Origin of the sequence: Muricauda sp. SCSIO 65647 (assembly GCF_021534965.1) — a bacterium.
Lineage (GTDB): Bacteria > Bacteroidota > Bacteroidia > Flavobacteriales > Flavobacteriaceae > Flagellimonas_A.
Map to the genome: position 1 here is coordinate 2,730,401 of NZ_CP091037.1, position 22,081 is coordinate 2,752,481.

A 22,081-nucleotide genomic window follows, 5' to 3' on the forward strand; every position below is an offset into this window, starting at 1 on the left:
TTTGACAACATAAATTATTGTTAAGCATATAAAGGCCATAAATTTATAATCTCCGAATTAACAGCTACTTATGGCTAGGTTTGTTTTGCTTTTCATCATTTTGCTGATGGGCTTTGTAGGTCATGCCCAGATTTCTGCAGATTGTGGTGATGCAGTACCCATTTGCAACAACACCCCAGTGAACGGAGGTACCGACGGTTACGGTAATGATGATTTTGATGGCCGAACGACAAGTGGCTGTCTCGAGGCCACCCAAACAGGGGCCATTGAATCGAATTCGGCTTGGTACCGCTTTCGTACGGGTGCTTCTGGCCAACTTGGATTCAATATTGGCCACGATAGTACGGAAGACTGGGATTTTGCCCTTTACCGTGCTTCTGATTGCAATGATCTTGGTGAGCCCATTCGCTGTAATTTTTTTGATAACAGTGACCAAAAAAATTATACTGGAGTAGGGGTTGACCCCTCTGGTGATAGCGGTTCAGTGCTTTATGAAGATTGGTTGAACGTGAATCCCGGTGAAGATTATTACTTGCTCATCAATAATTTTAGCAATTCAAACTCAGGCTTTTCCATTCAGTTCTCAGGAGAGATTTTTGTAACCAACCCTTACGACGCACTTGATTGCTCAATCGTGAGCAATCTTTTGGGGCCGCCGATCGCCGCCTGTCAAGGTGATCCCGTTATTCTTGATGCCACCACTTCTGGCGCTTTGAATTACAGGTGGTATAGTGATACAGGTACTGGATTTCAACTTATTTCTGGTGAAACCAACGCAACGTTGAACGCTACAGCTGATGCCATTTATCGTGTTGAGGTGGCCACTTCAAGCGGTACTTTGGTGAGCGATGTACAGGTAGCCTATTCTGAAATTCCGATTACCGGCCCCGTAACCGATGAAACGATTTGCCACTCTGAGGAAATGGTCTTTGATTTAGAAGCCAAAGACACAGAGGCCTTGGGCGTGCAAGACCCCAATAGCTTTCAGGTAAGCTACCATGCTTCACAGTCAGATGCTTTGAACGGTATAAATGCATTGACAAAACAGTACTCAAAGCTACCGGGTAGCGAGACGATTTATGTGCGAACGTATGCTATTGAGAACCCAAACTGTTCTGATGTATCGCAATCATTTGAGCTGAATGCTTTGGAAACGCCCAATTTGACCTTTGACGATGAAGTGCCAATATGTGAGAACAATCCATTGGTGACCATTGGCGAGATGATGCCCAATCCACTGTATGATTATGAATGGAGTACAGGTGAGACCACATCGTCCATACAGGTAAGCGCAGCTGACTCATATAGTGTAACCGTGACGAATTCTGCAAATGGGGTAGATTGTTCAAGTACCAGAACCGTAAATGTCAATATTTCTGAGACCCCGCAAATTTCAAGTATAGAGATTGATGATTTAAGGGCCAATAATACAGTTGAGATTGTTTTGGATAATATAAATGCCGATTATTTTGAGTTTCAATTGAATGATGACCCGTTTCAAGACAGCAATATATTTACCAGTGTGCTGCCCGGTACCCATACATTGACCGTTCGCGATCGATTTGGGTGTGGAGAACTGAGTGAAAATATTGTGGTAGTGGGTTTTTCGAACCATTTTTCACCCAATGGCGATGGTCTCAACGAAAACTGGCAAATTGAAGGGCTTTCAAGCCTGAACAGTCCTATTGTGACCATTTATGATAGATATGGCAAATTGCTCAAACAACTTGATGTCAACAATTTTGAATGGGACGGTCAATACAATGGCGCCCCATTGCCCGCGACCGATTATTGGTTCAAGTTGTCATACATCGATGATTCGGGCAATCGAACCTACGCCAAATACATTCAAACACACTTTTCATTGCGCAGATAGTCTGCACTTCATCGATTTACTGCCGTTTTTTTCGATGAAAACATACTAAATGGGGCATTTGGTCAGTTATACTAGCTATAAGCAAGGTAGAAAAAATAGCCCCATACCACCATGCGAACACTATTTATCACGTTATGCAGTCTTTTTTTGTGGATTTTTCAAGTGCAATCCCAGACGGCAAATTCGGCTGATTGTCGTAGCGCCATTCCGGTTTGTGCCGATGGAATGCCCATTATGCCTTCTGTTGATGGGGGAGGAGACATTGATGATTTCGATCCCGATGTCATAAGACAATCGGGATGTTTGGAAAAAGGAAGCATCAGTTCGGCAAATATCGAGAACAATACCTCATGGTACGTTTTTCGTGCTGGTACCGATGGGCAAATAGGTTTTGATATTGAGGCCCTAACGGATACGGCTGAGTGGGATTTTGCCCTCTATGGCCCTTTTGACCAGACCAGTGGTCAAAACTTTTGTGGTAGTATCAGTGACGGCTCTGCCCAGCCCATTCGCTGTAATTATGAGGTGAACACCACTTCGTTTACGGGTGTTGGGGTGAACCCCGAAAATGGGCAGGTGGGCGCCCCTTTTGTGAGGGGCAGCCAGAATACCTATGACGAATGGCTCAACGTGATCGCTGGTGAGATTTATTACTTGCTCATCAACAATTTCAACACGAATTTTGACGGCAATCCCGAACCCTTTTCTTTGACCTTTACAGGAAGTTCTGTAGATGCCGATCAAGACACCGCTTTAGATTGTACTCTTCGGGACGAATTTTTAGGATTGGATATCATTGCTTGTGAGGGCGATCCAGATATTGTATTGAGTGCCTTGAACACAGAATTTGGCTCTGATCTTGCCCAAGTCGATTGGTCGGTCGATTCAGACGGTGATGGAATACTAGAGCCATTGCCCGGTGCAGGTACTGGACCCTTCGGTGCAGAATTGGTGGTCACAAGTCCGAATTCAGGATTATATGCGGTGACCATTACCAATAGTTTTGGCCAGTCTATTTCTGACCAAATACAGATTACTTTTTATGGAGTTCCCCAACTCGACCCCGTTAACGGTATCATGGTCATTGATGATTTGGTCAACAGCAATCAGACAGACCCATACAATGTCGAATTTCAGGTTTCAGGTGATGGAGACTATGAATACTCACTGAATGGCGGAGATTTTCAAGATGACCCCGTGTTCAGGGATGTGCCTCCTGGATTGAATTCGATCGTCATCAATGATAAGAACGGCTGCGGTACAACAGAACCTATCGAATTTTTGGTTGTCGGATATCCAAAATTCTTTACACCCAATGGCGATGGCATTCATGATAATTGGCAAGTGCTTGGCATTGACCAATTGACAGATCCCAGTATATTCATATTTGATCGTTTCGGGAAGCTATTAAAAGAGTTGGACGCTACAACTTTAGGGTGGGACGGTACCTTTAACGGCCGCCCGATGCCGTCATCTGATTATTGGTTCAGATTAGATTACGACCGTGATGATCAGGGTGTTTTGGTTGCCCGTTCTGTACGAAGGCATTTCTCATTGGTAAGATAAAAAAAGGACGGTTTTAAGACCGTCCCTCGTATTTCTTACGATTTTCTTTTTTAGAATTTCATCGTGAACGAAAGTGTTACATTGGTATTGATTCGGTTGACCAATGCGGCATTGTCAAGTCCGGCATCAAAAAACTGCTCACTTGTTTCGCGTTCGGTACGGCTCAGGGCAACATCTAACCGACTGCCCCCAAAATCATAACCGATACCGCCAGAATAACCATTTAAATCAGCTCCTTGGTCATCTTCGAACGGACTGCTTTCATACCGATAGCCACCCCTCAAGCTGACCCTTTCGATTCGGTATTCGCCTCCAATTCGATATGAATTGACTACCCCCAACTGACTTGCGATAAATTCGTTCTCGTTTGAAAAGTTGGGGTCAGAGGTAGGCCTTAGCTCAGCTTCAGACATATCTTGATAGCTATAATCAAAACTCAACAGCCCATCTTTTCCAAAAACAATAGCAGCACTTCCTGTTAGTTTAGAAGGGGTTTTGATACGGTATTCAGGAAACAGGTTGACCAAATTAAAATCGATGAACTGTAAATCAGGATTTGCCACAGGTGAATCTGTTCGAATACTCTGTGAAACATCATCAGTGAGGCGATACCATGTAGGTGATTGGTAGCTACCGCCCACTCTAATGTTATCGTTCAAACGCGCAATGGCACCCAAGCTGAACGAAAATCCATCGCCCTCAGTTCTCAATAAATTGTCAAATGAAGTGGACTGTATCTCAGAATCAGCATCGTAACCGGTTTCATCGAATTGGGTCAATTGTTCATATAAAACGGCATGAAAGTTCAGGGAAGCCCCGATGTATAGATTTTCTTGGTACTGGCCCGCAAAATTTACCGTAAACTTGCTGTTGTAGCCCGTAGTACGCTGAAAATAGCTTTGCTCAAGATTGCTATACTCCGCCAAAGGAAAATAGGCGGTATTGGCGTCATCATCCGTTTCGGGCTCTATCAGGCCCGATTGAAAGCCTAGAAACGCTTGTTGGGCCCCAAAACCCAGACTCGAACCGATGTCTAAATAAGCATCTTCAATAAATTCTCCTTGCTGTACCCTAAGTGGGCCTAAGGTTTGCCCTTGGGCAAAACTCAAGAAATAATTGTCAATGCCCTGCAAAGTGCTTCCTGAGGCAAAGAATTCATTATCGAAATTTTGTACAAGATCATAGTTGAATGCCAATGATAGTTTTTTCCATGGGCTATCAGACGATTTGAAGACAAAAGCTCCACCTGCTTGATTAAGTTCCAATGAATTGATGTCGGTGGTACGGGTTCGGTTTCCGAAAAAAGCTTCATTGTCACGATTGTAATTAGATCCCGAGATCGTGAACTGACTGTAATTGAACACTGCCGATCCTGCTGGGTTCACGTTCAATGAAGACAAATCACCTCCTAAGGCCCCGAAAGCTCCGCCCATTGCCTGAAATCTTGCTGTACCCTGTGTATTTTCTGTGCTGTAACGCAATACATCATTGATGTTTTGGGCACTTATAGCGGTGCATGACAATACCATGATGAAAGCAAAAACTGTTCTCATTTTTTGAAGATTTAGTTTCTATAATGTTAATGGATTAGCGGTTTCTTCTTCCGCCGCTACGACCAGATGAGCTTCTACCTGCTGAAGAACGGCTACCGCCCGAACTTCTATAACTACCTGAACTACGGGAGCTTCTACCCGAACTGCCCCGGTATCCGCTACTGCTTCTGCCTCCCGATGAGCGTCCAAAGCTACCAGAGCTTCTCGAACTTCTACTTGAACTTCTATATCCGCTGCTTCTGGGTGCCGAACGACCTGAAGATTGATAGCTTCTGGTGCTTCTTCCCGATGATCGGTATGTTGAACTTCTATTTGAAGAAGAACTTCGATAGTTGCCGCTTCTTGCCGTAGAACTTCCATATCGCTGGTTACTGCGCGTGATACCACTATATCTTGGTACTGAGCGAGTACTTCTACTGGTACGATAGTTTCTGTTTCGTGCTATGGCGTCAGCACTTACTGTTCGTCGTGCTGTTGTTCTACCATTATATGTTCTGGCACTTCGTGCAGTTCCCACCGTTCTGTTTGAACGCCCTCGTGAGGCATATTGTGAGTTGGATACTGCTCGGTTACTTCTCAAATTTGATCTTCCACGAAGTGAATTGGAGGCAACCCTGTTGTTGAGGTACCCTCTTCTACTTCGATTGAAGGCAAAATTGTTGTTATAATAGCCGCCCCAGCCCCAAGGTCGGTTCCAGCCCCAACCCCAGTTGTTCCAGCCCCAGCCAAAGCCTGCGTTCCAGCCCCAGTTGTTCCAGCCCCAGCCCCAGCCAAAGCCTGCGTTCCAGCCCCAAGGTCGGTTCCAGCCCCAACCCCAGTTGTTCCAGCCCCAGCCCCAACCAAAGCCTGCGTTCCATAGCCAAGGGTCGTTCCAGCCCAGACCCCAGCCCCAATTGTCATAGACATTTATGGTAAGGTTTGTTGGATTGTCGCCCCATCCAGGATTGCCGACATAATTGTTATTATCGGCAAAATAATCGGTTTGCTCACCAATTTGAAGGCTATCGTTTTCAACGCCACTATAATAGCTATCGACATCAGTGAAGATTTCACTGTCCAATATCTGGCCATATAGGTCTGCTTTTTGCCCAAAGTATTCACCGTATTGATTGCTTTCTTGATCCTCTAACGCTACGGCCTCAGCAGATTTTTTCTCTACGCGTACCACGCGACGGCTATCGGCATAGATACCATCATCTTCATAGTACGAAGCCTGCTGGTATGAACCACAAGACACTAGAAATATGGCAGCCATTGTCATAGTGGCTGCAAGTTGAAATCTTTGGCGGGGTAAAGTAAGGCTCATCCTATCAAATTTTATTGTTGAACATACTAAAAATAGTTAGTTTTACCGTTCTATTTTCGTTAATAATGTCACAAGTTTTGTGCCAAAGTACACTAGATGGGTAAAAATTTGACGAGTCGTGCCGAGGATTATTCCAAATGGTACAATGAACTTGTAATCAAAGCAGATTTAGCAGAGAATTCTGGAGTCAGGGGCTGTATGGTCATTAAACCTTATGGATTTGCCATTTGGGAGAAAATGCAGGCCGGTCTTGATAAAATGTTCAAAGATACCGGACATGAGAATGCCTATTTTCCACTCTTTATCCCGAAATCATACTTGAGCAAAGAGGCCAGTCATGTTGAAGGTTTTGCAAAAGAATGCGCAGTGGTCACCCATTACAGGCTCAAGAATGCCGACGATGGTAGCGGAATCATTGTCGATGATGAAGCCAAATTGGAAGAGGAACTTATTGTACGGCCCACTTCAGAGACCATTATTTGGGATACCTATCGCCGCTGGATTCAATCATACCGAGATTTACCTTTGTTGATCAACCAATGGGCCAATGTGGTGCGTTGGGAGATGCGTACCCGACTTTTTCTCCGTACCGCCGAATTTTTATGGCAAGAAGGCCATACGGCCCATGCCACAGAAAAGGAAGCCCTGGAAGAAGCCGAGAAGATATTGCATGTCTATGCCGATTTTGCTGAAAACCATATGGCCATGCCGGTCATCAAAGGCACGAAAACAGAGAGCGAACGTTTTGCCGGTGCTGAAGAAACCTATTGTATCGAGGCATTGATGCAAGATGGCAAGGCTTTACAGGCGGGCACCTCCCACTTTTTGGGTCAAAACTTTGCCAAGGCCTTTGATGTCAAATTCGCCACGAAAGAAGGCAAGCAAGATTATGTTTGGGCCACCTCTTGGGGCGTCTCAACACGTTTAATGGGCGCATTGATCATGACCCACAGTGATGACAATGGTTTGGTATTGCCCCCTAAACTCGCTCCCATTCAAGTGGTCATTGTACCCATTTACAAGGGCATGGAACAGCTGGATGCCATCTCTAAAAAAGTAGAACCTTTGGTAAGGGAACTACGGGCAAAGGGAATTACGGTAAAATATGATGATCGTGATACCCATAAACCGGGATTCAAATTCAACGAGTATGAACTGAAGGGTGTGCCCGTTCGATTGGCCGTAGGCCAACGCGACCTTGAAAGCGGTACGTTTGAAGTCGCCAGAAGAGACACCTTGCAAAAAGAGTCTGTTGCAGCCGAAAACATAGTGGCACATATCGAACAGCTGTTGAAAGATATTCAACAGCATATATATGATAAGGCCTTGCAGCACCAAAAGAACCATATAAGCGAGGTTGATACCTATGAGGAGTTCAAGACCGTTTTGGAAGAAAAAGGAGGTTTCATCTCAGCCCACTGGGACGGTACCACGGAGACCGAAGAAAAAATAAAGGATGAAACCAAGGCAACGATAAGATGTATTCCATTGAATGTTGGTGAAGATGAAGGTAAATGTATGGTTACCGGACAGCCATCACCCTACCGTGTGCTATTTGCCAAGGCCTATTAAAAAAGTGGTGATAGCCTGTTGCAATACTTAAAAATAGTTGTATTTTTGCACCCGCCTGAAAGGTAAATGGTTCCATTTTCTTTTGGGTTTGTTCTTTGAAGTAACATGGCCCGTTCGTCTAGGGGTTAGGACGCCAGGTTTTCATCCTGGTAACAGGGGTTCGATTCCCCTACGGGCTACTAAAAAATGCAGAATTGAGAATGTAGAATGATGAATTTTTAAATTCATACTTCATGTTTCCGACTGCTGGATTTAAACAATGGCCCGTTCGTCTAGGGGTTAGGACGCCAGGTTTTCATCCTGGTAACAGGGGTTCGATTCCCCTACGGGCTACAATTTATAGTACAGAATGCAGTTAAGGGTTTTTGAGTGTTGCTCATGGCTCATAACGTATTAACTTTTAATTAGAAAAATGGCAAATCATAAGTCAGCATTAAAGAGAATCAGAAGAAACGAGGCCGTACGTCTTCGCAATAGGTATCAGCACAAAACCGTGCGAAATGCCATCAAAAAATTGCGCAATGAAGAGAACAAAAAAGAAGCCCAGAAAATGCTTCCAACCGTTGTCGGGATGATAGATAAGCTGGCAAAGCGAAATATTATCCATTCCAACAAAGCATCCAATTTAAAGAGCAAGCTGATGAAAAAGGTGGCAGCGATGTAATTTGTTCACTAAAAAATATAAAAGCCCCACACTTATGGGGCTTTTTTTGTTACCGGAAGGCTTTTCTTTTACTTATGATCAGTCCGATACTGAAAAGGGTGTACATTAATGAGACGAGCACCCATATTACTTTCCTAAAGTGGTATTTGTTCCACATTTCAAAATCTTGATATCCTACGAAGAACAAAATGGGGGCAAAAATATGGAATATTAAAAGCCCCAAACTGACCCAAAACATGAGATTCTCTTTCAATGTTGAAGGTTTTCCCTCATTCATCTTTTCCTTATAGTAAAGCACAATGCAAAAGACCAATGAGTAAGATCCAACAAAGTCTGCATAATAAAGACTGGAATGCAGCGGATTCTCAAAGAACAGATTGATAAGGTAGGCAAGGGCCGTTATGGTAACGACAATTGCCATATATTTTTTATGCTTGGCATTGCGCAGAAGGGTGAAGTAGACCCAATAAAAAAAACATAGCATGATGATTTGGTAAATATTGTAGATGACAATATTGTGCCATGAATATTTTTGTTCGGAAAAAAAGCTGAACTCTTCATAATTCATGATGAAATAGCCCAATAGCTCAGTGAAAATCACATAGGCTATATATATGGGAAAGAACTTCAGGGGTGTGTCAAAATACTTTTTATAGGTTATGACAGAAATCAACCAAGTGATTATGTAAAAAGAGAAAAAGAAGTTGTCAATAAAGATTTCTTTCACGTTGCTGACCTTACCTAAATGCTCTTCTTCGACTTATTACAAAACCGATACAGAAAAAGCCGTACATGACGATAATCAATAACCTCAGAACAGTTCTTAGACGATATTGCTGCCAAATTTCAAATTTTAAAAAGCCGATCAGGTAGAGGATCGGGAACAGAAAGAAAAAAACCACCAGCCCTATGGATATCCAAGTCATAAGGTTGTATTTATCCCGATTCCATTTCCAGTTGGGCAGATTATAGAGATAAATGATGATACAGGAAATCAAAAACCACGAGGCAATTGATATGGCATAAAAAAGGCTAGTGGTCAGGGGATTGTAAAAGAATGAGTTTATAATGAAAGTCAAGAGGGCAATATAGGCCAACCAACGAATCCACCGTTTAAATTTTTTGTCGGCAACCAAGTTCCAATAGACAAAGAAGAAATACCCAAAGAATATCACATAATAAATATTGTAAATGATATCGTTGGCGAACTGCTCTTCCGAAAAGAATGCGAATGTTTCCTTATATCGGATAAAATACCCCAACAATTCGTTGAAGAAGGTATACGCAATGATTATCGGAAAATATCTGAGCGCAGTATCAAAGTACTTCTTGTAGGTGCCAATGGAGAGTATAAAAGATACTCCGTAAATGGCCAAAAAGTAATTTTCCTTAAAAAAATCAACCCATTCTTGAGACATTTTACTAATAATCTCCTGTAGGAGGAGGACCACCGTGTCCACTATTTAAATTAAAACTTTGACCTCCTTGGAACATGATCGGCGATGCCGAAAAACTCGGAGCGAAACCTGCATATGATTTTGTGGTCGGTTCAGAAGCATCGCCCATACCCTGAGCTTTTGCTCCAACCGCATTTTTGATAAGCTCGACTTTGCCATCAGGCCCGATGAAAAAACCATAGTTCTGTCCATCTTCATGCAAAGTCGGCACCAAAAAAACAGTGTTCTGCTTTGGGTGTACCACTTTTTTGCCATCAAACAGTTCCTTGTCGGGGTAATTGGCGAAATAAATGCGGAGCTTGGTCACTTTTTCAACCCCTGCCTTTTCGGCTTCTTGGTCAACAAAGGCGATATACTGTTTAATGGTTGCGTAATCGAAATCTACAAATCGGGCCACTTCGAAATCTGGACTCTGACGGGTTCTGTGCTCATACTCTTTGATGATGCCGGCCCGGTTTTCGGTATAATTGTCGTAAATAGACTTGGCGCTATCTATCGAAATGATTCCGTCAGGGGCCTCAACTTCTTGGGTCTTGGGTTCTTCTTCCCTAGGCTTTTCGTCATTGTTTTCCCTCTCTTTGTCCTTGCAAGAAATGGCTGATAGCAACAAAACGGCAAAAAGCCCGATAAGTAGTTGTTTGGAGTGTTTCATGGTTGTTGATTTTTAGATTTTAGTTAAAAGAAACCTCCTTAAAGATATGGTTTTTATGCCTATATGATGAAGAAGAAACCCCAACTAGAGTATAGTTGGGGTTCAAAATTGTATAGATTGTTATGTTTTATTCATTCATGGTCAATAGAAACTCTTCGTTGTTTTTGGTCTGTTTGATACGTTGTTCCATAAACTCCATTGCCTCAACAGGGTTCATGTCAGCCAAATATTTTCTCATGATCCACATACGCTGAATGGTATTTTCGTCGAGTAACAGGTCGTCACGTCTTGTAGATGAAGAAATCAGGTCGATGGCGGGGAAAATTCTACGGTTACTGATACGACGGTCGAGTTGCAGTTCCATATTGCCCGTACCCTTGAATTCTTCAAAGATAACCTCATCCATTTTTGAGCCGGTCTCGGTCAACGCTGTGGCAATGATCGACAATGAACCGCCATTTTCAATATTTCTCGCCGCACCAAAGAAACGCTTTGGTTTGTGCAAAGCGTTTGCATCCACACCACCACTCAATACTTTACCAGATGCAGGCTGAACCGTATTGTAAGCTCTTGCCAAACGTGTGATGGAGTCTAATAGAATGACCACATCATGGCCGCATTCGACCAATCTTTTTGCCTTTTCGATCACAATATTCGCCACACGCACATGCTCGGTCGCCTCTTTGTCAAAAGTAGAGGCTACCACTTCACCACGTACATTTCGCTGCATATCGGTCACCTCTTCTGGGCGTTCATCGATCAACAGAATAATTTGATATACCTCGGGGTGGTTTGCCGCAATAGCGTTCGCAATATCTTTCAACAACATCGTCTTTCCCGTTTTGGGCTGCGATACAATCATGCCCCGTTGTCCTTTTCCAATAGGTGAGAAAAGGTCCATAATACGGGTCGAAATCGTACTTTGTCTTTCGGCTATATTGAATTTTTCCCTTGGGAAAAGTGGTGTCAAATGCTCGAAAGAGACCCTGTCACGAACAACTTGGGGATCCAACCCATTGATTTTGTTCACTTTAATCAGTGGAAAGTACTTTTCACCTTCTTTTGGTGGCCGAACATTTCCTAGAACCGTATCACCGGTCTTAAGGCCAAATAGTCGAATTTGGGATTGTGAGACATAAATATCATCGGGCGATGAAAGGTAGTTGTAGTCAGAGGATCTCAAAAAACCATAACCATCTTGCATGATGTCAAGTACACCCTCACTTTGAATGATGCTATCAAATTCAAATTCGGGCTCTTTATATCGGTTTTTTAGATCTTTATCAAAATTGCTGTTCTTTTTGTCTTGGCCATTGCGATGGTGTGTGTGACCGCTTTTTCTGCTTTGGTTCTTTTGATGGCCATTTTGTCGATGGTCTTTTTTATGTCTTTGAACCTTTTGATCACCCTCGTTGGTAGCATCGTCCTTTTCTGTCTTTTCAGCTTTTTTTGGGCTCTGCTCAGCAGTTCTCTGCTGGCGCTTTCGTGGCTCTCTTTTCTCTTCTGCCACTACTGATTCTTTTACCGCTTTTGGGTTGGAGGCCTGAACATCTAAAATTTGATAGACGAGATCAAGCTTTTTCATGGTCTTGAACTTGGGTACGTTCAATTCTTTGGCAATTTCCTGCAGTTCAGGAAGCTTTTTTGCCTTTAGATCGGAAATCTCAAACATTAATCAATGAATATATTAGACTTTATTTCGTAATTGAATTATGAAGTAGTTGTTATTTGGGTATTACGGTGGGAAAGTATTCCCTGGGTAAGTATACAAGTCAATAACGGTACAATAATACGAATTATTTTTGAACAATACATGTTTTTGAGCAAATGCACCTATGCACACTGCTTTGATCACCTTCTTTTACCTGATGATTTTGCACCAACATTATGGACAAAAATTTTTAAATGGATAAAAAGACATTTATTTTTGCGGTCTGTAATTTGATTGAACAATGATTCAAAGAGTTCAGACGTTATACATGTTGATGGTGGCCCTTTTAGGCGGGGTCGCTTCTTTTTTTCTGAGCCTTTGGGTCGATGCCGACGGCAAGACCATATTTGTACGCGACGATATTTTTATGGGTATGGCCTTTTATGCTTCGGCATTATTGGCGGTTTTGGCAATTTTCATGTACAAAAAAAGACAAAATCAATTTGTGGTGAACAGATTGAACATCATATTGAACCTTTTTTTACTAGGATTTTTCGTTTACCGATCACTAAACTTATCCGGAGAAAACACCATTTCTGAGAAGGGTATTGGGATGCTGATTCCTGTATTTTCTATCGTTTTTCTGGTCTTGGCGAACAGGGCCATCAAAAAGGATGAAGATCTTGTAAAATCTGTCGATCGATTGCGTTGAACCTAACATCTTAGTAGTATTAGTGCGAAAATCCCGATGGTAACCATCGGGATTTTTTTGTGTTATGGCCTAAAGTTTGCCCACTCTTAGAATTTGGAAGAGGATCGGTGTGGTCGAAGTGGACAATAAGATTTTTTGATTTTTTCTTATAGAAGAATAAGTATTCGCATATTATCTTTTTCCGAGCTCGATAACTTCAAGATCCGTTATACTTTCGCCATCGATCACAAACCGTAACATGGTGCGTATTTTGTGAAAACCTTGCCTGCCACAAGCACCCGGATTCATGTGTAACAGTCCCAATTTTTTGTCGTTCATCACTTTTAATATATGTGAATGCCCAGATATAAATAACCTTGGTGGGTTCTTTCTGATATCTTCCCTGACCCTCATGTTGTAATTTCCTGGATACCCCCCAATGTGTGTGATCCATACCGCTACCTTTTCACAGAAAAACCGGTTGTGCTCAGGAAATTCTTTCTGGATGACATGATTGTCGATGTTACCAAAAACACCGCGCACTGGTTTCAATTGTTTTAACTTGTCGGTAACCGACAAATCGCCGATATCACCTGCATGCCATATTTCATCGGCCTGTTTCGCATACTTCAGAATGGCCTCATCGATGTGACCATGCGTATCAGAGAGCAGCAAAATCTTTGTCATAACGCTAAAAATATGCTAAAAAAAAGGGTTTCTGTCATGCTTGCTCGGGTTTGAAGTATCTTTAAGCCGCTAAAAATAAACGTTTCGTTTGAGATATTTCATCCGTTTCGCCTACTTCGGAAAAGCCTATCATGGCTGGCAAAACCAACCCAATGCCATAACCGTTCAGCAAGTGCTTGAACGGGCACTTTGTACCTTGTCGCGGCAAGAGATTTCGGTTATTGGGGCTGGGCGTACCGATACGGGGGTACATGCCAAAGAGATGTTTGCCCATTTTGATGTGAACACAACACTGAAAGCGGAAGAATTGGTGCAGCGTCTGAACAGTTTCTTGCCAGACGATATTGCTGTTGGTGAAATTTTTCAAGTGACCGAAGAGGCCCATGCCCGTTTCGATGCAAAAGAACGAACCTACGAGTATTGGATAGTCCAGAAAAAAAATCCCTTCTATAAAGATACGGCCCATTTTGTTTGGTCTCCATTGAACCTCGATGACATGAACAAAGCGGCATCTATTATGATGGAGTATGATGATTTCGAGTGTTTTTCAAAATCGAACACCGATGTGAAAACCTTCATATGCCAGATAAAGCAGGCCTTTTGGGAAAAAAGGGAAGAAAAACCCGTATTTACCATTACGGCCGATAGATTTTTGCGAAACATGGTACGTGCCATTGTGGGTACTTTGCTGGAAGTAGGCATGGGTAGAATGGAACCTGAGGGCATAAGGCCCATAATTGAAAGCAGAGACCGTGGAAAAGCAGGTGTATCGGTGCCAGCAAAAGGTTTATATTTGACCAAGATAACATACCCAGAAACCATTTACTTATGAGTGTGGAAGCTGAATTGGGCAAAGCCTTTGATTTTAGACTCTTCAAAAGGGTGTTTCAGCATACCAAACCCTACCGGTTGACATTTGTCGGAGTGGCGTTGGTGGCTATTTTGTTGTCTGCTTTTGCCGTGTTGACCCCCATCATTGTTGGAGATATTGTTGATACCGCCATCACTGACAAAGATTTGGAACGGTTGCAGTTTTTGATCATGGCCATGCTGGGTGTACTGGTAGGTGAAGTGGTTTGCCAATTGCTGTTCAATTATTATGCAAATTGGTTGGGTGAATCGGTCATAAAAGATATTCGTATCAGGCTCTTTGCACATATGACGAAATTCAAGATGGGGTATTTCGACACCTCATCGATCGGAGTTTTGGTCACACGGGCGGTGGCTGATATGCAGCGTATCGGTGAGATTTTCAGCCAAGGTTTTTTTGTGATCGTGGCCGATTTATTGAAGATGTTCGTGGTCGCGGCCATTATGTTGATCATGAACTGGAAACTTGCCCTTATCGTTTTTGGGGTATTGCCCGTTATCTTGTACGCTACCCGTCTTTTTCAACAGGCCATGAAAGTAGCCTTTATAGAGGTGCGCGCCCAAGTGGCCAATCTTAACTCATTCGTCCAAGAGCGTTTGGCAGGTATGAAAATCGTGCATTTGTTCAACCGTGAAAAGATTGAAAAGGAAAAATTCAGGGCGATAAATGAAAAACACCAAAACGCATGGCTGAAAACGGTTTGGTACAATTCGATATTCTTTCCAGTGGCTGAGATTGTCTCTTCCATTACGGTCGGACTCATTGTTTGGTTCGGAGGATTGCAAAATGTATCAAATGTCTCGGCAGAAGAATATGGCACCATCTTTTCGTTCATTTTGCTTTCAAGCATGCTTTTCAGACCACTTCGGCAGATCGCAGATAAGTTTAATACCCTTCAAATGGGTATGGTGGCCGCCAATCGTGTCTTTAAGATTTTGGATACCCAGAGTCATATCGCCGATACCGGCAGTTATGAAATTGAAAAGGTACTTGGCAATATTACCTTTTCTGAGGTGCGTTTTGGATATGTGGAGAATGAAGAAGTACTGCATGGGGTTTCCTTTGAGGCAAAAGCTGGGGAGACCGTGGCCATTGTTGGTGCCACTGGTGCCGGCAAATCGACCATTATCAACCTGCTCAACCGTTTTTATGAAATAAACGCCGGTGCCATATTGGTCGATGGAGTCGATCTACGTGAATATTCATTGAAAGCGTTGCGCTCTAATATTGCTGTGGTGTTACAAGATGTATTTCTTTTTGCCGATACCATTGCCAACAATATTTCGCTTAGGGACGATTCAATAAGTTTGGCCCAGATCGAAGATGCCGCTAAGCAAATTGGGGTGCATGAATTTGTTTCGAGCCTTCCGGGTGGATATGAATACAATGTCAAGGAAAGGGGCACGATGCTTTCAAGTGGCCAACGACAGTTGATAGCCTTTTTGAGGGCCTATGTCAGTAATCCGAGTATTTTGGTACTCGATGAGGCCACTTCCTCAGTTGATACGTATTCAGAACAACTGATACAACAGGCCACTGACAGAATTACCCAAGGCCGCACCAGTATCATCATTGCCCATAGACTGGCGACCATCAAAAGGGCCGATAAGATCTTGGTGATGGATGCTGGCAAGATCGTCGAAATGGGTACCCACAAAGAACTGCTCAAAAGAGGGGGCTATTACCGCGACCTGTACGAAGCCCAGTTTATGGTCGAAGAGGTGGCTTAGTACTATTTTGGCGCAAAATCTTTGATATCGATCTTTCCTGTCAAGATAGCAAGAATACCTATCAAGACACCAACGGTAAGCATTACGATCAATACCATGAATAAATACCCTATTGCCCTTAAAACAATGCTTCCAATACCAATTTGGTGAATCTTTTTAAACACAAAAAACTGATAAGCAACGGAGATAAGTAAAAAGAGCCAATTAAATAGGTCGTATCTAATATCGAAAAGCCCGAAAAGAGGTAAGCAAGCCAATACTTGAACAAATGAGACTTGGGCCGTTATATACGCGTTGGCCACCAAATGTTCGGTATAGTTTAATTTTTTCAGGTCCAGAAATAATATCCATGTCAAGAGTGCATATATGGGCATGATTAAATAGGACAAAAGTCCCTGATAATCAAATATAAAGTCCATATTTGGAGTCTTCGAGTCTGAGAAACTGTTTTGCGTAAGGTTTATATGATATACATTGCGCAAAATGAAAAACAGAATCCCTGAAAGCGTAATGGCAATTGCAAAATAACTAACCGGATTCATATATTTTTTACGGGCTCCGGCAATAAAGCTGTTTATCACCACCTCTGGTCGTGAGAAAAGATGTTTGAATGTTTTGAAAAGTGTATTGTCTAGATTAAAGACCTGGAAGCTTAAATCTTGCCATATATTGCGCAGCGTAAGACGATTGCGGATGATTTTTCCACCACAGGTCGGGCAAAAACTAAAGTCTGTTCTAAGTGAACTCTCACAAGTTTTACACTTCATCAGGCCAAATCTCTTTTGATTTTCTCGGTCAAATCATCCAAACCTTTATATAATACAAACTCACCGTTTTTGATATAAGAGATCAGTCCGGTCTCTTCGCTGACCACTAGGCAAATAGCATCCGTTTTTTCGGTGATGCCGACAGCTGCCCGATGTCGTAGGCCAAAACGAAGTGGAATGTTGCGCTCATTGGAAACGGGCAAAATCACACGGGTGGCCGTTATATAGTTGTCTTGTACAATGGCCGCCCCATCATGCAGTGGACTATTCTTGAAAAAGATACTTTCAATGATGGGTTGGGTAACCTCGATGCTCATTTTGTCACCGCTAGATTTGACAAAATCAAGACTATTGCTGCGCTCAATGACAATAATGGCACCGGTTTTGCTCATGCCCATGTTCTTACAGGCACCTATAATGGCATCGACATTGGTCTCTAAGGATAGCGCATCTTGCTTTAAGAACTTGAAGTGCCTCATAAAGCCTCTTTTTCTGGCAAAATTGGTAGACCCGATCAATAGCAAAAACTTTCTGATCTCTTGCTGAAATACGATGATCAGTGCAATTAGACCGATATTCATAAAACCGCCAACCATGCTGCTGATCATTTTCATTTGCAATAGTTCGGTCAATTTCCAAAGGGCCCAAACGATCACTATACCAATAAAAATGTTGATGGCTACCGTACCTTTGACCAGTTTGTAGATATAATAGAGGAGAACGGCGACAAGAAAGATGTCAATGACATCGGTAATTTTGAATTCTAGAAAATTAAGAAAGTCCAACCGCGGATGTGTTTTTGTAAAATTAACAAAAATGGGTTTAAGGCAACATACTGTTTTGAGCCTTGATCTCTTTTATGATTTTAATACATTCGACCGCTTCTTTCACATCGTGCACCCGTAGTATCTGCGCCCCTTTTAAAAGTGCTGTGGTATGCACAGAAGTGGAACCGTTAAGAGCCTCTCGGGGTTGCGTTTCCAAAAGCTTATAGACCATTGACTTTCTGCTTACCCCTATCAATATAGGGGCTTTTAAATGGTGCAACAACTCTATTTGTGAAAGCAACCGGTAGTTTTGTTGCAAGGTTTTTGAAAAACCGAATCCCGGATCGATAATGACATCGTTGATCTTTTTTGATCGGGCCAGGGCAATCTTTTGAGAAAAATAATGGATTACCTCTTTGACCAAGTTGTCGTACTGGGTATTGTTGAGCATGTTCTGCGGATTACCCCTCATATGCATCAAAATCATGGGCACTTGGTACTTTGCAACCGTATCGAACATCTTGTCATCAAGACTTCCGGCTGAAATATCGTTGATGATGGCCGCCCCGGCTTCCAAGCATTCAGCGGCTACTTTACTTCGAAAGGTGTCGATTGATACCAGTGATTCGGGAAACTCCCGAAGAATTCCTTCGACCGTTGAGACAATCCTTTTTAATTCTTCCCTTTCGGAAACATGCGAAGCATTGGGCCTTGAGCTATAAGCGCCCGCATCGATGAAAGTAGCCCCATCAGACAACATTTTTTCGACTTGTGAGAGAATAGCTTTGTTGGTGGTAAATTTTCCTACGTCATAAAAAGAATCAGGGGTAAGATTGAGAATTCCCATTGCCCTTGGTCGGGAAAGGTCTATAAGTTGGCCTTTACAGTTTATGGTCATCTCGGTAACTTCTTTTACGGGTTTGTTTATCTTTGGCGAGGGTTTTTGAGCCCTTTTGTCAACGAAAATTACACAAATTAAGGTGATATGATGTCGGTTACCTCAGAACAGTACGATAAAGTGATGGGCCAATGCCGTGATCTCTTCAAAAAAAAGGGTCAAGACTATGGTTCGGCATGGCGCATATTACGGTTGCCTTCGTTGACCGATCAGATTTTTATCAAGGCACAGCGCATCAGAAGCCTCCAAGAAAACGAGATTCGCAAGATTGATGAAGATGAGCGTTCAGAATTTATCGGCATTGTCAACTATTCTCTGATGGCATTGATACAATTAGAGAAAGGTGTTGTTGACCAACCCGATCTGAATACTGCTGAAACCTTGAAGCTATATGATAAAATGGCCGCAACGACCAAAAAATTGATGGAGGCCAAGAACCATGACTACGGTGAGGCTTGGCGTGAGCTGCGCATCAGTTCACTGACCGATTTGATTTTGCAAAAGTTACTGAGGATCAAGCAAATCGAGGACAATGAGGGTGAAACATTGGTGAGTGAGGGCATCGATGCGAATTATCAAGACATCATAAACTATGCGATTTTTGCCCTGATTCACCTAATGGAAGCCGAATCATGAGATACTTGGTCATTTTTTCCAGAATCTTTGTGGGCATACTGTTCATCATCAGTGGTCTCATAAAATTGAACGACCCTCTGGGTTTTTCATTCAAGCTCGAAGAATATTTTAGCCAAGGTGTTCTCAACCTACCTTTTCTTGAGCCTTATGCTTTGGCGATTTCAATATTTGTGGTCATTCTCGAGGTGCTATTGGGAGTGATGCTTTTGATAGGGTATAAGCCAAAACTTACGGTATATAACCTGTTGGCCATGATCGTGTTTTTTACCTTTCTGACCTTCTATTCGGCTTATTTCAACAAAGTGACCGATTGTGGTTGCTTTGGTGATGCCATAAAACTGACACCTTGGGAATCATTTGGCAAAGATGTTCTCTTACTGATTTTTATAGTCATTTTGGTCATTGGCGATAAGTATATAAAATCGTTTTTGCCACGAAAGGCCAATATGCTATTGATCGCTTTTTCACTGTTGGCCTGCACCTTGTTTTGTTACTACGTATTGAACCATCTTCCGGCGGTTGATTTCAGGCCCTATAAAATAGGTGCGAACATTCAAGAGGGAATGACCATACCAGAAGATGCTCCAAAGCCTATTTACGAATATGCGTGGAGGTTCAAGGTAGATGGGGTAGAAAAAACCGTGGTGACCAATGGTGATTATCCTTCAGTGGAGGGAGAATTTATAGGAGTGGAAACAACAGAAATTCAAGAAGGCTACGAACCACCGATTCACGATTTCACCATTGAGAAAGGAGGTGTCGATTACGCACCTGAATTGCTGGAAGAAGAAAAGTTGGTGATGGTCATTGCCTACAACCTTGCGAAGAGCGAGCTTGAAGCCTTTCAAGAGGTCAAAATAATGACCGACAAAGCTATTGAAAAGGGATACACGGTAATCGGTATGTCTGCCTCAAACGATGATTTGAAAGCACAGGTCATCAAGGGCTATGATTTGAATTTTGAATTCCACTTTACCGATGAAACGGCCTTGAAGACCATTGTAAGGTCAAATCCTGGGATATTGGTGTTGGGCAAGGGCACCATTTTGCAGAAAGTACATGTTAACGATATCGAAGAACTCAAATTATAAAAAAACACTTATGAGAAGTAAAATAGTCGCCGGCAACTGGAAAATGAACAAGACCCTAAAGGAAACGGAAGCCCTCTTGGCCGAACTATCGGCAAAACGCCCCGATACTGAAGCCGAAATTATTGTGGCCCCAACTTTTGTGAACTTGGCCACAGCCGTGAGTAATTTAGCGTCTTCGGTCATTCAGGTGGCCGCCCAAAACATGCATTTTGCGGAAAATGGTGCCTTCACGGGTGAAATAGCTGCTGATATGTTGCTTGACATCGGCATCGACACGGTAATCTTGGGCCATTCTGAAAGGCGCTCCCTTTTTGGAGAAACCGATGATTTTCTTGCCAAAAAGGTAGATACCGCTATGGCAAAGAACATGAGGATAATCTTTTGTTTTGGCGAAGAGTTGCAAGAACGGCAAGCAGGCAGACATTTTGCCGTGGTCGAGGGCCAGTTGAAGAACGCGCTTTTTCATCTCGATGCCAATGCTTGGCAAAAAATCGTTTTGGCCTACGAGCCGGTTTGGGCGATAGGTACCGGTGAGACCGCAACCCCAGAGCAGGCACAAGAAATGCACGCTTTCATAAGAAAGACCATTGATGAAAAATATGGAGCTTCGGTGGCACAAAATGTCACTGTTCTCTATGGTGGCAGTGTAAAGCCGAGCAACGCCGAGGAGATTTTTTCAAAGCCCGATGTTGATGGCGGACTTATCGGCGGAGCGTCGCTCAAAGCAGATGATTTTATCGAGATCATCAAGGCCATTTAGTTTTTAGATGTAGCTAGTAAGCAGTTGCCATGTCCTTCCAAACGGAAAAAGGCCAAACGTATTTAGAACTTGATTTTGTGGTCGACCCGCTACAGCCTGCCACAGATATACTGGTCGCAGAGCTTTCAGGGATAGGTTTTGAGAGTTTTGTAGAAACGGATCAAGGCCTTTTGGCCTATATACCTAGAGGTGATTTTGAGGCGTCGCGCTTTTCGAGTCTTTATATATTTTCCAATCCTGAATTTGAAATCACCTGGTCAAAAAGGGAAATTGCCCAAAAAAACTGGAATGCCGAATGGGAAAAGGACTTTCACCCCATTTCCATAAACGATACGTGCCATGTACGGGCCCCTTTTCATAAGTCTAAGAATGTACCGTACGAAATCATCATCGAACCCAAAATGAGTTTTGGCACGGGTCACCATGAAACCACCTACATGATGTTGGCGTTTTTGCTGGAACTTGACCTAGAGAACAAAACAGTTTTGGATATGGGCTGTGGTACAGGTGTTTTGGCCATCATGGCCGAAAAAAGAGGGGCCAAGGCCATTGATGCCATCGACATTGATATTTGGAGCTATACCAATACCCAAGAGAACATTCAAAGAAACAATTGTAAGCGAATCAATGCTTTTGAAGGTGATGCTGCCCTTCTGAAAGACCGAAAGTACGACGTGATATTGGCGAATATCAATCGTAATGTTTTATTGGAAGACATTTCGATATATGCAGCGTGCTTAGATTCGGAAGGAATCTTGGTAATGAGTGGATTTTACAACACAGATATGCCGATGATTACAAAAAAGTGCTGTGAATATGCGTTAAACTTCAAAAAAAATCTGGAAAGAAATAATTGGGTTGCGGCAAAATATGTATTTTAGAAATG

The 22,081-nt window shown here is 42.7% G+C and carries 21 protein-coding genes and 2 tRNA genes; 13 read left to right on the forward strand and 10 right to left on the reverse strand.

From position 1 onward, the window contains the following. Positions 1-70 precede the first annotated feature (70 nt). Both L0P89_RS12130 and L0P89_RS12135 read left to right on the forward strand, forming a co-directional pair. The gene (locus L0P89_RS12130; RefSeq protein ID WP_235265362.1) at positions 71-1,876 is read left to right on the forward strand and encodes a T9SS type B sorting domain-containing protein; all 1,806 of its coding nucleotides are present in this window, start codon (positions 71-73) and stop codon (positions 1,874-1,876) included. 111 nt (positions 1,877-1,987) lie between these two features. After that, positions 1,988-3,442, forward strand: a complete 1,455-nt coding sequence (locus tag L0P89_RS12135; RefSeq protein ID WP_235265363.1) for a T9SS type B sorting domain-containing protein — start codon at positions 1,988-1,990, stop codon at positions 3,440-3,442. Positions 3,443-3,492: 50 nt separating this feature from the next. Here L0P89_RS12135 and L0P89_RS12140 read toward each other — a convergent pair whose 3' ends face one another. Continuing rightward, positions 3,493-4,995 (reverse strand): OmpP1/FadL family transporter, encoded by a 1,503-nt coding sequence (locus L0P89_RS12140; RefSeq protein WP_235265364.1) that lies wholly within the window; start codon positions 4,993-4,995, stop codon positions 3,493-3,495. Between the two features lie 34 nt (positions 4,996-5,029). Beyond that, positions 5,030-6,301 carry a hypothetical protein gene (locus L0P89_RS12145; protein ID WP_235265365.1) on the reverse strand — a complete coding sequence of 424 codons (1,272 nt, stop codon included), beginning with the start codon at positions 6,299-6,301 and terminating at the stop codon, positions 5,030-5,032. A gap of 96 nt (positions 6,302-6,397) precedes the next feature. Between L0P89_RS12145 and proS the strand changes: the two genes are divergently transcribed. From proS to rpsT, 4 genes are all read left to right on the forward strand, one after another. After that, entirely contained in the window at positions 6,398-7,873 is a 1,476-nt protein-coding gene (gene proS / locus L0P89_RS12150) for a proline--tRNA ligase (protein WP_235265366.1), read from the forward strand. A 107-nt stretch (positions 7,874-7,980) separates the two neighbouring features. Beyond that, positions 7,981-8,052, forward strand: a tRNA-Glu gene (locus L0P89_RS12155). A gap of 82 nt (positions 8,053-8,134) precedes the next feature. After that, positions 8,135-8,206: transfer RNA gene (locus L0P89_RS12160), tRNA-Glu, on the forward strand. A gap of 79 nt (positions 8,207-8,285) precedes the next feature. Next, the gene (rpsT, locus tag L0P89_RS12165; RefSeq protein WP_235265367.1) at positions 8,286-8,537 is read left to right on the forward strand and encodes a 30S ribosomal protein S20; all 252 of its coding nucleotides are present in this window, start codon (positions 8,286-8,288) and stop codon (positions 8,535-8,537) included. A 49-nt stretch (positions 8,538-8,586) separates the two neighbouring features. On the opposite strand, the gene L0P89_RS12170 is transcribed toward rpsT, so the two are convergent. From L0P89_RS12170 to rho, 4 genes are all read right to left on the reverse strand, one after another. Then, the gene (locus L0P89_RS12170; protein WP_235265368.1) at positions 8,587-9,210 is read right to left on the reverse strand and encodes a hypothetical protein; all 624 of its coding nucleotides are present in this window, start codon (positions 9,208-9,210) and stop codon (positions 8,587-8,589) included. Positions 9,211-9,274: 64 nt separating this feature from the next. Continuing rightward, entirely contained in the window at positions 9,275-9,955 is a 681-nt protein-coding gene (locus tag L0P89_RS12175; protein ID WP_235265369.1) for a hypothetical protein, read from the reverse strand. Between the two features lie 4 nt (positions 9,956-9,959). Then, the gene (locus L0P89_RS12180) at positions 9,960-10,646 is read right to left on the reverse strand and encodes a hypothetical protein (protein WP_235265370.1); all 687 of its coding nucleotides are present in this window, start codon (positions 10,644-10,646) and stop codon (positions 9,960-9,962) included. Positions 10,647-10,773: 127 nt separating this feature from the next. Beyond that, complete coding sequence (rho, locus tag L0P89_RS12185; RefSeq protein WP_235265371.1) at positions 10,774-12,318, reverse strand: transcription termination factor Rho; 1,545 nt, start codon at positions 12,316-12,318, stop codon at positions 10,774-10,776. A gap of 280 nt (positions 12,319-12,598) precedes the next feature. On the opposite strand from rho, the gene L0P89_RS12190 reads away from it, so the two are divergent. After that, positions 12,599-13,009 (forward strand): DUF4293 domain-containing protein, encoded by a 411-nt coding sequence (locus tag L0P89_RS12190; RefSeq protein WP_235265372.1) that lies wholly within the window; start codon positions 12,599-12,601, stop codon positions 13,007-13,009. A gap of 171 nt (positions 13,010-13,180) precedes the next feature. Here L0P89_RS12190 and L0P89_RS12195 read toward each other — a convergent pair whose 3' ends face one another. Next, positions 13,181-13,675, reverse strand: a complete 495-nt coding sequence (locus tag L0P89_RS12195) for a metallophosphoesterase family protein (RefSeq protein WP_235265373.1) — start codon at positions 13,673-13,675, stop codon at positions 13,181-13,183. 88 nt (positions 13,676-13,763) lie between these two features. Between L0P89_RS12195 and truA the strand changes: the two genes are divergently transcribed. Further along, the gene (gene truA / locus L0P89_RS12200; protein ID WP_235265374.1) at positions 13,764-14,507 is read left to right on the forward strand and encodes a tRNA pseudouridine(38-40) synthase TruA; all 744 of its coding nucleotides are present in this window, start codon (positions 13,764-13,766) and stop codon (positions 14,505-14,507) included. Then, a complete protein-coding gene (locus L0P89_RS12205; RefSeq protein WP_235265375.1) occupies positions 14,504-16,276 on the forward strand; it encodes an ABC transporter ATP-binding protein in 1,773 nt (590 codons plus the stop codon). The genes truA and L0P89_RS12205 overlap by 4 nt, the downstream gene beginning before the upstream one ends. A 2-nt stretch (positions 16,277-16,278) precedes the next feature. Here L0P89_RS12205 and L0P89_RS12210 read toward each other — a convergent pair whose 3' ends face one another. From L0P89_RS12210 to folP, 3 genes are read right to left on the reverse strand one after another with little or no spacing between them, the layout of a single operon-like run. Further along, on the reverse strand, positions 16,279-17,043 hold the full coding sequence (locus tag L0P89_RS12210; RefSeq protein ID WP_235265376.1) for a DUF3667 domain-containing protein: 765 nt from the start codon (positions 17,041-17,043) through the stop codon (positions 16,279-16,281). Beyond that, positions 17,043-17,828, reverse strand: a complete 786-nt coding sequence (locus tag L0P89_RS12215) for a diadenylate cyclase (RefSeq protein ID WP_235265377.1) — start codon at positions 17,826-17,828, stop codon at positions 17,043-17,045. Before L0P89_RS12215 ends, L0P89_RS12210 begins: the two co-directional genes overlap by 1 nt. 37 nt (positions 17,829-17,865) lie before the next feature. Further along, positions 17,866-18,708 (reverse strand): dihydropteroate synthase, encoded by an 843-nt coding sequence (gene folP, locus L0P89_RS12220; RefSeq protein WP_235265378.1) that lies wholly within the window; start codon positions 18,706-18,708, stop codon positions 17,866-17,868. A gap of 90 nt (positions 18,709-18,798) precedes the next feature. Between folP and L0P89_RS12225 the strand changes: the two genes are divergently transcribed. Genes L0P89_RS12225 through prmA form a run of 4 tightly spaced genes read left to right on the forward strand, consistent with a single transcriptional unit; the run spans position 18,799 to position 22,076 of the window. Then, positions 18,799-19,344 (forward strand): DUF1599 domain-containing protein, encoded by a 546-nt coding sequence (locus L0P89_RS12225; protein ID WP_235268033.1) that lies wholly within the window; start codon positions 18,799-18,801, stop codon positions 19,342-19,344. Continuing rightward, on the forward strand, positions 19,341-20,435 hold the full coding sequence (locus L0P89_RS12230) for a BT_3928 family protein (protein ID WP_235265379.1): 1,095 nt from the start codon (positions 19,341-19,343) through the stop codon (positions 20,433-20,435). Before L0P89_RS12225 ends, L0P89_RS12230 begins: the two co-directional genes overlap by 4 nt. A 10-nt stretch (positions 20,436-20,445) precedes the next feature. Beyond that, on the forward strand, positions 20,446-21,195 hold the full coding sequence (gene tpiA / locus L0P89_RS12235; protein WP_235265380.1) for a triose-phosphate isomerase: 750 nt from the start codon (positions 20,446-20,448) through the stop codon (positions 21,193-21,195). A 29-nt stretch (positions 21,196-21,224) separates the two neighbouring features. Continuing rightward, positions 21,225-22,076 (forward strand): 50S ribosomal protein L11 methyltransferase, encoded by an 852-nt coding sequence (gene prmA / locus L0P89_RS12240; protein ID WP_235265381.1) that lies wholly within the window; start codon positions 21,225-21,227, stop codon positions 22,074-22,076. Positions 22,077-22,081: the final 5 nt, after the last annotated feature.